Source organism: Rheinheimera texasensis DSM 17496 (assembly GCF_000711985.1).
GTDB classification, from domain to species: Bacteria; Pseudomonadota; Gammaproteobacteria; order Enterobacterales; family Alteromonadaceae; genus Pararheinheimera; species Pararheinheimera texasensis.
On sequence record NZ_JONU01000007.1, the window covers coordinates 406,518 to 419,242 of the forward strand.

At 51.9% G+C, this 12,725-nt stretch carries 9 protein-coding genes; 3 read left to right on the top strand and 6 right to left on the bottom strand.

Annotated elements, in window-relative coordinates:
- Positions 1–35 precede the first annotated feature (35 nt).
- The 3 genes from Q399_RS0101850 (at position 36) to Q399_RS0101860 (ending at position 4,766) form a co-directional block, all read left to right on the top strand.
- Positions 36–1,286, top strand: coding sequence for an anti-phage deoxyguanosine triphosphatase (locus Q399_RS0101850; RefSeq protein ID WP_106388944.1), 1,251 nt, complete (start codon positions 36–38; stop codon positions 1,284–1,286).
- Positions 1,283–2,335 carry a patatin-like phospholipase family protein gene (locus Q399_RS0101855; RefSeq protein ID WP_031564882.1) on the top strand — a complete coding sequence of 351 codons (1,053 nt, stop codon included), beginning with the start codon at positions 1,283–1,285 and terminating at the stop codon, positions 2,333–2,335. Before Q399_RS0101850 ends, Q399_RS0101855 begins: the two co-directional genes overlap by 4 nt.
- Before the next feature lie 112 nt (positions 2,336–2,447).
- Positions 2,448–4,766 carry a TonB-dependent receptor domain-containing protein gene (locus Q399_RS0101860; protein WP_245612803.1) on the top strand — a complete coding sequence of 773 codons (2,319 nt, stop codon included), beginning with the start codon at positions 2,448–2,450 and terminating at the stop codon, positions 4,764–4,766.
- Between the two features lie 63 nt (positions 4,767–4,829).
- Here the strand turns inward: Q399_RS0101860 and Q399_RS0101865 are convergent, their stop codons facing one another.
- The 6 genes from Q399_RS0101865 to prpF all read right to left on the bottom strand — a co-directional run bounded on the left by Q399_RS0101865 (position 4,830) and on the right by prpF (position 12,687).
- On the bottom strand, positions 4,830–7,958 hold the full coding sequence (locus Q399_RS0101865) for an efflux RND transporter permease subunit (RefSeq protein ID WP_051685670.1): 3,129 nt from the start codon (positions 7,956–7,958) through the stop codon (positions 4,830–4,832).
- Positions 7,959–7,960: 2 nt separating this feature from the next.
- On the bottom strand, positions 7,961–9,106 hold the full coding sequence (locus tag Q399_RS0101870) for an efflux RND transporter periplasmic adaptor subunit (RefSeq protein WP_031564889.1): 1,146 nt from the start codon (positions 9,104–9,106) through the stop codon (positions 7,961–7,963).
- A 118-nt stretch (positions 9,107–9,224) separates the two neighbouring features.
- Positions 9,225–10,358 (bottom strand): glycerophosphodiester phosphodiesterase family protein, encoded by a 1,134-nt coding sequence (locus Q399_RS0101875; RefSeq protein WP_051685671.1) that lies wholly within the window; start codon positions 10,356–10,358, stop codon positions 9,225–9,227.
- A gap of 65 nt (positions 10,359–10,423) precedes the next feature.
- A complete protein-coding gene (locus tag Q399_RS0101880; RefSeq protein WP_031564893.1) occupies positions 10,424–10,921 on the bottom strand; it encodes a GNAT family N-acetyltransferase in 498 nt (165 codons plus the stop codon).
- A 45-nt stretch (positions 10,922–10,966) separates the two neighbouring features.
- Positions 10,967–11,350, bottom strand: coding sequence for a hypothetical protein (locus Q399_RS0101885; RefSeq protein WP_031564895.1), 384 nt, complete (start codon positions 11,348–11,350; stop codon positions 10,967–10,969).
- 128 nt (positions 11,351–11,478) lie between these two features.
- Entirely contained in the window at positions 11,479–12,687 is a 1,209-nt protein-coding gene (prpF, locus tag Q399_RS0101890) for a 2-methylaconitate cis-trans isomerase PrpF (protein WP_031564898.1), read from the bottom strand.
- Positions 12,688–12,725: the final 38 nt, after the last annotated feature.

The following is a 12,725-nucleotide window of genomic DNA, read 5'->3' on the forward strand; positions in this document are numbered from 1 at the left end:
TCAGTAAGATAGAGGAATCAGCACAGGAGATGTATATGGACATCTGGACCGCACGACATTTATCCAGTCAGGGCGAAAGACCGGGCGACCATCGTTCACCCTATCAACGGGATAAAGCCCGCATTCTGCATAGCGCTGCCTTTCGGCGCCTGCAGGCAAAAACGCAGATTATGAGCATCGGTCAGAACGATTTTTACCGCACCCGCCTGACACACTCGCTGGAAGCAGCCCAAATCGGTACAGCTTTAGTGGCTCAGTTGCGCACAAAAGTCTTGCCGCCTACCGTATCTGCTGATTTGTTACCTGACGACGCGCTAATGGAATCGCTGTGCCTGGCCCACGATTTAGGACATCCGCCTTATGGCCACGGCGGCGAAACGGCGCTGAATGATAAAATGCGCGCTTTTGGTGGTTTTGAAGGCAATGGCCAGACGTTTCGTATCGTTGGGAAATTGGAACCTTATACCGAAAGCGGTGGTATGGATTTATGCCGGCGTACCCTACTTGGTCTGCTGAAGTACCCGGTGTTGCAGCCGGAAGTGATACCAGACGGACTCACCAAGCCAGTTAAAGCCATTTATCGAGAAGACGCAGCATTACTGGACTGGGTGCTGGCGCCATTGGCTAACACCGACCGCGACACTTTTCAGCGTCAGATAAACACCGGCAATGTGCCACGGTCCTGCTACAAGTCACTGGATGCCTCCATTATGGAGCTGGCAGACGACATCGCCTACGGTGTGCACGACCTGGAAGATGCCGTAGTCACAGGTACCGTCAGTGCCGAGCAATGGCAGCAAACACTGCAGGATGCGGCCCTCGATAACACAGATTCGACTTTCCTGCGGCTTATCGGCGCCCAACTGTTTCGCAGCGAACACCATATCCGCAAAACGGCCATTGGTAGCCTGGTGAACCGGCTAATCACCTCGATACAACTTGCCGATGTGCTGCCTGAAGTGACAGAGCCACTGCTGCGCTACAACGCAGTATTGCCGCAAGCCGAACATCACATGCTGCAACTGTTAAAAAACTTTATTTATCAGTATGTGATCCGACATCCGGAATTGCAGCAAAACGAATTTCGCGGTCAGCGCACAGTGCAGGCATTGTTTGACGCTTTCGCGGCAGAGCCAGAACGGCTGTTGCCGGCAAACACACGTCAGCGTTGGCAGTTATTAGCGGCACAACAACGTGGCGAACGTGTGGTCTGCGATTATATCGCCGGCATGACTGACGAATATGCCAGTCGGATGATGCAGCGGTTATACGGAGGTCTCAGTTGAAGCACCCTCGCTTGCAATTATTAGCCGGCGCCAACGCTTATGCCCACATCAGCCGCGATGGTTTACGTGCACAGGACATCGACATGCTGGTTGGTGCCAGCGGTGGTCCCAAGTGGTTTAGTCTGTTTGGCCTGGACCAATACCTGCTCAGTACATTTTTCAAAGACCGCCAACAGCCGTTAGAATTATTAGGCAGTTCAGCCGGCGCCTGGCGTTTTGCCTGTTATGCGCAACATGATGGCGCTGCCGCTTCCCGGCGTTTTTGTGATGCTTACCGCACCTTGTGTTATCCGGCGAAAGCGCCAACCAGCGAAGTAACCGCTATTTCCAAAACAGTGCTTGATGCCGTATTCCCAAATGCAGCACATGTAACACAAGTGGTCAGTAATACGACCTTCCGGTTGAATTTTATCGTGGCGCAGAAAAAAGGCCGGCCTTTGGCGCAAAGCCGGTTTGGTCAGCTTGGACAAATCACCGGCACAGCGGCGCTGAATCTGTTACATCGTCCCTGGCTTGGCCGGTTTTACCAGCGGGTGCTGTTTGCACAAAAAGACAGTAATGTAACGGCACCGGCCGATCTACCTACGGAACGTCAGGCCCTCACCACCGCTAATCTGCAGCCTGCGCTGCTGGCCTCGGGTTCTATACCCTTAGTGCTGGATCCTGTCACCGAGATTGCCGGCATGCAACCTGGCCAATTTATCGATGGCGGCCTGACCGACTACCACTTCGCCTGGCCATTTCAGACTTCAGGACTGGTGTTGTTCCCGCACTTTTATCCACACGCAAGTCCGGGCTGGTTCGATAAATCACTGCCATGGCGCCGGGCAAAAGCCAAAGATTTTCAGCAGGTCGCGATGCTGTGCCCGACACCTGAATGGGTGGCCAGCCTGCCGTTTGGCAAAATTCCGGACCGGACCGACTTTAACAAACTCCCCGACCCGGTCCGTATCGCTTATTGGCAGGAAGTCACCGAGCGTTCGTTTGAACTGGCCGAGGACCTGGCCCAAGGCAACTTTTTGCTGCGGCCATTTGCCAAAAAAAACTAACATTGTCGTAATTCCGTCACAACGAAGTCGCAGTTTTGTCACTGTGACTTCACACCAACGTCATTGAAGCTGCAGAGAATATCCGCGATTTTATAACAATACGGAGAATATCGTGCAGTTTCGCAAATCACTGATCAGTCTGGCTTTGACCAGCACCTTTTTAACCACGTGTCCTAGTTTTGCCGCAGCAGAAACCAGCGCCGCAGCAGATGCCAGCGCTGAAGCCGCTATCGAAAAAATCGCCGTCACTGGCCAACGCATTGCTTACGCCAATAACAGTACTGATGAAGCTATGCTGGATACGGTATCACCAGCCGGCAACGTGCTGGACGCCATTAAATATCTGCCAGGCGTCAGTGTTGGCCAGGGCGATGCTTTTGGTGCAGATGACTGGTCCACCACCATCTCCATGCGCGGTTTCAACATTAATCTGAACGAACAGCAGCTTGGTATCACTATTGATGGCCTGCCAAACGGCGGGTCGGCTTATGGTGGCGGCAGCAAAGCCAACCGCTATTTAGATACTGAAAACACTGCGGCGGTTGAAGTGGCACAAGGTACTGCGGACATCGCGTCAGCGTCTTTAGATGCGCTTGGCGGCACATTGAACTTTGTCTCAGCAACACCGGAAGCAGAAGCCGGAGTCCGGGCCGGCATTACCGGCGGTGACCACAACGCTCGTAAGTATTTCACCCGTTATGATACGGGCCAGCTATTTGGCAACACCACCGCCTATTTCAGCTTGTCGGACGGCTTTAACAACCGCTGGATTGGCACTGGCAGCAATGGTTTTGCCGAGCGCACGCATTTTGAAGCCAAGTCTGTGACTGAACTGGAGCACAGCAAAATCACAGCGCGTTTTTCTTATGACGACACTGCAGAAGACAACTACAACACCGTTTCGCTGGCCGATTTTGAGCAAAATCCGACCTGGGACCGCCTGACCAGCCAATGGACCGGCGATCCGGAGATTGACCAGAACTTCGCCGAAACCTGGTCGACGCTGCGCGAAAACAGTTTCAGCTACGTGAAATGGGAGCAGGAGCTGGCCGATGAGACTGATTTAATCGTCACGCCTTACCTGCATTTACAAAGTGGTCGTGGCGACTGGCTGCCACCTTATCAGGTGTATGTCACGGACAAAGACGGCAAACGCGTGAACCGCGGTACCGGCAATGGCCAGTTACAACGTTATACCCATGTGGATGCGCAGGGCCGGCCTATTCTCGACCCGAAAGCAGATGTATCCAAAGCCACCCGTGTCGCGTCATACCGTCATACCCACTACGAAAAAGACCGTCTGGGCCTCACGTCAGAGCTGAAAATGCAACTGGATAATCATCAGCTGCGCGCCGGGATCTGGTACGAACAGCAGGACCGCAACGAGACGCGCGACTGGCATCAGGTATTGGATACCAAAATCTATCATTACTTCAATGAAACACCGTATTGGGTTCACTATGACCGTGATTACAGCACAGACACGCTGAAACTGTTTGCGCAGGATACGATTGAGCTGGGTGATTTGACCCTGACCGCCGGTGTGAAACAGTTTTATGTCGACGTGGAACGTCAGGATAATATCGTCACCAGCAATGCCGGTGATTTATCCAGTGATTCAGATCCATTATGGTCCTTAGGTGCTGTCTACCGCGTGACCGATGAGCTGGAAGCCTTTGCTGGTTTTAGCCAGAACTTCAAAGCCATCGGCGATGCAATTCTGGAAACCAGTCAGGACTTCAGCAAACTTGAAGCAGAAACGGCTGACAATATTGACTTTGGTCTGCGCTATAACGCTGACAATCTGTCATTAAACCTGACGCTATACAGCACCACCTTTGACAACCGCATCACCTTCCTGCAGCCAGGTGCCAATCAGGGCGCGCCGGATTATCTGAACGAGCTTGATGGCACCTATATCAACGTTGGTGGTATTGATGCCAAAGGTGTTGAAACCAGCCTGAACTTGCAGCTGAACGACGTCTGGTCGTTATATGGCGCTCTGACATTAAACGACGCGGTGTATAACCAAACCATTAATGGTTCCATCAAAGAAGGCAATCAGACGGTGAAGAATCCACGTGGCATCTTTAAGGATGACCAGGTGGCCGGCGCACCGGAAACTATAGTGACCCTGTCCGCGCGCTTTACTACGGACAAATACCATGGCGCTCTGACTGCCCGTCACACTGCGGAATATTACGGCGCGGCAATGGGTGGTAACAAAGATGAGCTGCCAGCCTCTACAGTGCTGGATTTATCTTTGGGCTATCAGAAAACGCTGAGTCAGGATGCGATGTTCCAGTATGTCGATTTATCGCTGCTGGTGAACAATCTGACTGACGAGGAGTATCTGTCCGGCGGCCAGGAAGGCGCTTATTACATCGGCGCTGGCCGTACAGCCAGTTTTACTGTGAGTCTGGGTTTCTAACTCAATACTTCCGACAAACGGCAAGGGCGCCATGTGGCGCCCTTGTTATTTCAGCTCTTACATTTAGGAAGCTGGTGTTTCCACTGTTGTATGGGTTGCAGTGGCTTTTTTACCTTTAAAACGCGCTTTGATGCGGCGCTTCAGCGTTTCCAGACTGTCGTAGAAGGTTGGGACTACTAACAACGTCAGGATAGTTGACGTGATAGTCCCGCCAATGACCGCAATACCCAACGGCCGGTAGAAACCAGAACCTTCCCCGACACCGATTGCAACCGGCAACATACCGGCGACCAGCGCAAAAGTGGTCATCAGAATTGGACGCAGCCGTTCCCGGCCTGCGGCGATCAGCGACTCTTCCAGCGATAAACCGTCGATTTGCTCTTTTTTACGCGCGCAATCGACCAGCAGAATGGCGTTTTTCGCCACAATACCCATCAGCATGACTACACCAATCAGGCTCATCAGGTTCAGCGTTGAGTTACCGATTAAAAGCGCCAACACCACACCAATCAACGACAGCGGCAAAGACATCATAATCGCCACCGGTGCCATAAAGCTGTGGAACTGCACAACTAAAATCAAATACATCAGCACCACAGCCAGACCGAGGGCGCCAAAGATTTTACCAAATACTTCCTGCTGGTCACGGCCTTCGCCGCCAACGACCAAATCATATCCCGGCGGAAAATCGATTTGCTTGGCGAGCTTCATCGCATCGGCAAAGACTTCACCGAAACTGCGGCCCTGCACGTTGGCTGTTACGGCCATCATAGTTTCACGGTCTAAATGCTCAATCAGCGCCGGGCCTTTCCCAAGGGTCACTGTCGCGACCTGCTCGAGCGGCACTAAAGCACCGGTTTTACTGGATAACAGCGGTAATTGCTCAAGATCAGCCACTGTCGCCCGCTCCTCTGGCCGCACCCGGACAAAGACGTTGCGGGTTTCACCGGTCGGGTCGACCCAGTCACCAATTTCCGCACCGGCAAAGGCCAGTCGCATCGCATTGGCAGCATCGCTCATCGACAAACCGACACTGGCAGCGAGGCCACGGTCGAATTCAACTTGTAATTCAGGTTTAGGATCCTGTGCTGAAAGACCAACATCCACTGCACCCGGTACTTTTTTCAGCTTCTCGACAAAATCCATCACAATGCCTTCCAGCACGCGGGTTTCCGGGCCACGGAACTGAATTTGCAACGGTTTACCATCCCCGCCACCGCCGCCGTTTAAGTCCGCCGACACGGTAAATTCAGCACCAACCAGCGCTTTGATTTTACCGCGCACTTCTTCGGCCACTTGTTTGGCACTGCGATTGCGGTCTTTTTCCGGTACTAAGCGCACAAACACCTGAGCCCGGGTAATATTACCCTGCACGCCAATAGTGGTCTGGGTATAACGATGCTCCGGCAGCACTTGGGTGATCTCAGCCACCTGCGCTGCTTTGGCTTTGGTGTATTCGATACTGGCCTCGCTCGGTGCACGAATCGACACGATAAAGGCGCCGTTATCGGTATCCGGCATAAAACCCGAACCACCAAACTTGCTTTGCAAAAACAAAGCACCAAAGAAACTTAAAAATGCCAGGAACCACATCGACTTACGGTGTTTCAGCGCCCAGCCAATCAGCCGAGAATAACGCTCTGCCTGATGGTCAAACCAAATGTTGAACTTCTGGAATACTTTACCCAGGCCCCTGCGTTGTTTGTTTTTGTCGTGATCCGGGTCATGCCAATAAGCCGACATCATCGGGTCGATAGTAAAAGAGATAAACAACGACACTAAGACCGAACATGCCACCGTCAGGCCAAACGGCTTAAACCATTGACCGGTAATGCCATCCAGGAAGGCGATTGGAATAAATACAGCCACAATCGACATGGTCGTAGCGATCACCGCCATACCAATCTCGCGGGTACCGTCACGGGCGGCGGTCATATTGTCTTTGCCCATTTCCATATGGCGCACGATGTTTTCCCGCACCACAATCGCATCGTCAATTAACACACCGATCGCCAGTGATAAACCCAGTAACGACATAAAGTTCAGCGTAAAACCACAAGCCCAGACGGCGATAAAAGAAGCTAATACGGACGTTGGCAGCGCTAACGAGGTAATCAGCGTCGAACGCCAGGAGTTCAGGAACACAAACACCACAACGATGGTAAGCAACGCACCTAAGCCCAGTGCTTCAGTCACGTTGCGCATGCTGGCCGCAACGTCTTCGCCCTGGTCGGACACAATCACCAGCTCAGCTTCTTTCGGCAGGGTTTTCTGAATTTCTTCCAGTTTGGCTTTGATATCATCAGTGACAGAAATGGTTGATGCTTCGCGGGCTTTGGTAATATCGATACCCAAAGCTTTTTTGCCGTTGAAATAAGATAATCGGCGTTGCTCAGCACCACCGTCAACAATATCTGCGACCTGTCCTAAGCGGATTGCCTGGTCGCCATTTTGCTTGACCACCATCTGCTCAAATTCAGTGACATCTTTTAGCCGGCCCTGTAAGCGGATGCTTTGTTCTTCCAGCCCATTGACCACACGACCCACGGGTGCAGCCAGGTTTTGTGCACGCAATGCTGCGACCACTTCCTGCGCCGACACTTTGGCTTCCCGCATCGCCTGGCTGTTAAGGAACACCGTCATTTCGCGTTCCAGTTCACCTTCCAGTTCAACCAGTGCAACGCCCGGAACCGAGCGTAACTGCCGGCCAATCTGAATTTCTGCCAGACGGGATAGCTCCAGAGGGGTTAATACGTCAGATGACAATGCCAGCGACATCACCGGTTGTGCGTTCGGATCAGCCCGGTTGATAAAAGGCTCTTTCATTTCCGTTGGCAGTTTGTCACGTACTGTGGAAATACTGTCGCGCAGCTCCTGTGCAGCAGCGGTTAAGTCTTTATCAAAGTCAAAGAACACCACGATAGTCGCACTCGACTCCCGCGCGTAAGACCGGATATCACGGATGCCCTGGATGGTCGACATCGAGTCTTCAACCCGGTTTAAAATTTCCCGCTCAACTGTTTCCGGCGACGCGCCTGGATAAGGCACATTGACCACCAGCACCGGCGGTTGCACGTCCGGGAACTGGTTGGTTTTCAGGTTGGTCAGGGCAAAATAGCCAAATAACATCAATGCGATGGTCACGACCACCACGACCAGTGGCCTTTTAATACTAAAATCGGACAGGATCATAATTATTTCCCACTGACAGACTGAGTTTTGTCAGCCGCTTTGCTGGCAACTGTCGGCTCTGAACCAATAGTCACACTGATGCCATCTTTCAGTGCGCCTTGCGGATGACGCAGGATCTGCTGACCAACCGTCAGACCACTGACCACCTGCACTGTGCCAAAACGTGGGTCTTTCGCGCCGGTTTCCACCTGGGTCTTCACCAGCTTATTGTCCTTTAACAACCAGACAAACTGCAGATCGCCTTCGTTGATCAGACTTGCCGGCGATAACATCACACTTTGTTGTTGTTCGACGGAGATAAAACCTTCGGCATAAAGACCAGCAACAAAACTGGCCTGTTCACGCAACTTCACAAACACCTGCACCTGACGGGTTTGTTCATTAGCCTGTGGGTTAATGCGTTCAATTTCACCGTCAAAACGACGCCCCGGATAGCCATTGACTCTAAAACTGACAGCGGAGCCCACCTTGACGCTGCCTACCTGATCTGCGGCGATATAACCTTCAAACCGCATGCTTTCCGGGTTGATGATCACCATCAGCGATTTACCGATCTGCGCGGTATCACCTGAAGAAACTTTGCGTACCGCCACTACACCATCAAATGGCGCTTTGACCTCGGTACGTTCCAGTTGTTGACGGGCTTCGACGGTGCGGGCTTTGGCGGACGCTAAGTCGGATTGGGTTTGATTGGCTTTGATTTCAGCCGTTTCTAAGACTTCAGCAGTCACCAGATTTTGCCGGTTTAACTGCTGCATACGTTTTAATTGTTTGGCGGCCTGATCTGAGGCGACATGCGCTGAGCGTTCAGCTTCCTGTGCCGACAGTAATTTATCGCGAAAAGTAGTCTGGTCAATCTGTACCAGCACTTCGCCGGCTTTGACCAAATCACCGTTGTCTTTTAACACGCGGGTGACGATACCGCCCACTTCGGCGTTTAATTCTGCTTTGATCACCGGCTGTAACGTACCGGAAATCATCGGTCCTTTTGACAGCTCGCTGGTTGCTATAGTCAGAATATCCTGCGACACCAGCGCCAGACTGGAAACAGCATCAGTCTCAGTTTCCGGTTGCGCCGGCTTGGAACAGGCGCTTAGCGTCAGCGCCATCACCAGGGCTAACAAAGTAAGTTGTGGGCGAGCTTTCATAAACGACTTCCAGGTAATTGAAAAAATAATTCCAAATCCTAGTCTATCGAAAGCCTGAGTAAAACCAACTTGTTAACAGTAACAAGTTATGTCAGGTATCTGTGCAATCCGGCGACTTTTATAAAACGCAGGTCTGAGCCCTGCTCTGCACCGCAATGGCAGTGAAATCAGTAAAAACCCCATCGATGCCCTGCTGAAAAACCTGCCGCAATTCTGTGTTTAGATCCGTCACGCCTGAGGGCAGAAAAGTTTTTTCCGCGCGAAAGGTGTAAGGATGTACTTTGAGTGGGCTTTTCGATTGTAGAAATAACAATCGCTGAGGCTGGTTCGGGCTGAACCATTGTTCTTTCCAGGGGCCAATACCATCGGCATAACTTTGCAGGAACTGCTGCCCCTCAGAGGTAAGCAGCTTACCGTAATGAAAGGCTGGCAGTTGCAGCACAGGGTTGATCTTGCGTGCTTCTGCAGCCGTCTGACCCACCAGATCCCAAGGCTCTGCGAAATTAGACGCCGGATATAAGCTGTTGCCGCTTATATCGCCCAGCAATTGAATCAGTGCTGCACTGACCCGATACTGCTTCAAGCCCTGCTGACGAATCCACCACAGATTACTGATTTCAAACGACTGAATATAGACCGGGTAATCCGCCTGCCGTTGCCACTGTGCCAGCTGCTGCAACAACATCACCGAGGTATCCTGGTTGATCAGCTTACCATCCTGATGACGGCCCTCCACACGGAAATAGGTTGGATGTTTTGTTTCCAGGTACAGACCAACCCGCCGGCCACTTTGTTGTTCAAAACGCTCAACCAGCTCGATAATTTCCGCCAAAGTGACGAGCGGATAATGGTCATTATGGGCAGCACTGTCAGGTCTTAATTCTGGTTTCGATTCACGCGCTCTGAGCATACGGATCTCCGCCAAAGTAAAATCCTCGGCGAACCAACCTTCGACTGCGAGGCCATCGACTACTTTCTTGCTTTTACGGTTGGCGAACTGACTAATCGTTGCCACATTAGTACTTTGGCTCAGCTCATTTTCATGTCGGCTTATCAACACACCATCTTTAGTTGGCACTAAATCGGCTTCAATAAAATCAGCGCCTTGCTGCATCGCCTGCCAATAAGCTATTGCCGTATGTTCCGGATAATCGCCACTGGCGCCCCGATGTGCAATCACCAGCGGCCAGACTGGACAAGCCGCACTGACGTCATTGACAACCAACAACAAGACACCAAACAAACGCCACATCAACGCCATCCTCAGCTAATAAAAATCAGCAGTCTGGCTTGGATTAATGACCGGAAGATGACAGTTCAGACGGATCTGGTAAGGTACAGCGCCTGACGACCATAAGTGGCAAGCGCGGCCCGTGCTTGCTCCCCAAGATCCGTATCGCTGATAAACTGTTGCTGTTGCCAGAACGAGGCGGAATTTTGCACTGCAACTAATGCCAGATGACCCAGACCTAAAGTGCCGGCATAGGCGAGCGCACTTTGTAGCAACGCACTGGCAACACCCTGGCCACGCGCATCCGGGCTCACGGCCATGTCGTGCAAATACAAACAATTGGCCTGCTCATACTGGCCAAATTCGGCACCTAACGGATTGATCTGCGATAACTTTGAAGGGTAAGTAAACAAATAACCCCAGATTTTATCCTGATACACCGCCACCCAGCAGGACTGCGGATACAGCATCAGACGTTGAGAGACAACCTGAGGGGATTCATAAAACTCGTCGGCATAACAGTGGTCCTGTAACCGGACCACTTTGCCGAGATCTGCGACTTGCATTAAACGGATTTGAAACATAACTTTACAGACTGCGATGGACCCTGCCGTTGCGGCTTACAAAACTCACTCAATCGCTTTGAGCAGCGTCTTGTCCAAACCATCTGCCGTCAATAACTTAATCACGGCATGACAATGGTCAACAGTAAAATCGCCTTCTTTGATTTGTGCATTCAACGCATCACGACGCTTTTGCACCACGGCATTTAACATACCGGAATCGATACTGCCTTTAGTCTTGGCATCCAGCTTATCCAGCCACGGATACAAACTGCTTTCTGCCGCGTAGGCTTCTTTGCGCACCGACGGATGGAAATCCTGGCAGGCATTTAAATTCAACAGATAAAAGTTCAGATAACCCGCGACCGTGACTAACTTATAATCCTGATCTGCCGCCTGAACTGGCAACAGGCTACTTAACAATAATCCAGCTAAACACCATTTTTTCATCGGAAGCATCCCGCTTAAGTTGCGACATCTAATCAATCTAATCAGAAAAATCTTAATTTGCAATCAACTGCAGAAAAATCAATATCGAAGGGCGCTGTTGCCAGACGCCTCTTCGCTCAGCTGTAAGGCTATTCCAGCTCCAGCATTTCCAGCGTACCTGCCGGCACCCGCACCATACCTTCCATCAACACGCGGGCGCTGCGGCTCATAATCGCTTTCGTCACCTGCCACTGCCCATCCTGCAACACTGCAGCAGCACCAACCCGTAAAGTACCACTCGGATGGCCAAAACGCACCGCGGTGCGCTCGCCGCCACCGGCCGCCAGATTAACGATAGTCCCCGGGATAGCGGCAGCGGTGCCAATGGCAACAGCACAAGTGCCCATCATAGCGTGATGCAACTTACCCATCGATAAGGCCCGCACTAACAGATCCACGTCTGCGGCGCCAACCGTTTTGCCACTGGACGCGACATAACTTTTTGGTGCACTGACAAAAGCGATTTTAGGCGTGTGCTGACGCGCAGCCGCTTCGCTTAAATCCTTGATCAGGCCCATTTTCAGTGCGCCGTAGGCGCGGATGGTTTCAAACCGCTCGAGCGCTTTGGCATCGCCGTTAATCGCTTCCTGTAATTCGGTGCCCTGATAGCCCAATTCCGCTGCATCCAGAAAAATAGTCGGAATGCCGGCATTGATAAAAGTCGCCTGAAAACTGCCAATACCAGGCACTTCTAAAGTTTCAAGTAGCTGACCGGTTGGAAACATCGCACCACCGCCCTCGCCCTCATCGGCGGCTGGGTCAATAAATTCCAGCTGTACTTCTGCGGCCGGGAAAGTGACGCCATCGAGCTCAAAATCACCGTCTTCCTGCACCTGGCCGTGAGACATCGGGATATGAGCGATGATGGTTTTTTGAATATTGGCCTGCCAGATTTTGACTGTGGCAAGGCCATTTGCCGGTAATGTCGACGCATCAATCAAACCGGACTGGATGGCAAAAGACCCAACCGCAGCCGATAAATTGCCGCAGTTACCGCTCCAGTCGACAAAAGCTTTGTCGATGGCGACCTGGCCAAACAGATAATCCACATCGTGACCAGCACGGCTACTTTTACTGACAATCACCGTTTTACTGGTGCTGGATGTCGCGCCACCCATGCCGTCAATTTGTTTAGCATAAGGGTCCGGGCTGCCGATCACCCGCAGTAGCAGCGTATCGCGCGCAGCGCCTGATTGTTGTGCTGCTTGCGGTAAATCCTCTAAACGGAAAAACACGCCTTTACTGGTGCCACCCCGCATGTAAGTGGCCGGAATTCTTAACTGAGGTGCATAACTCATCAGATAGCCTTTATTCTTCATTGAAAAAGCCGGCAACA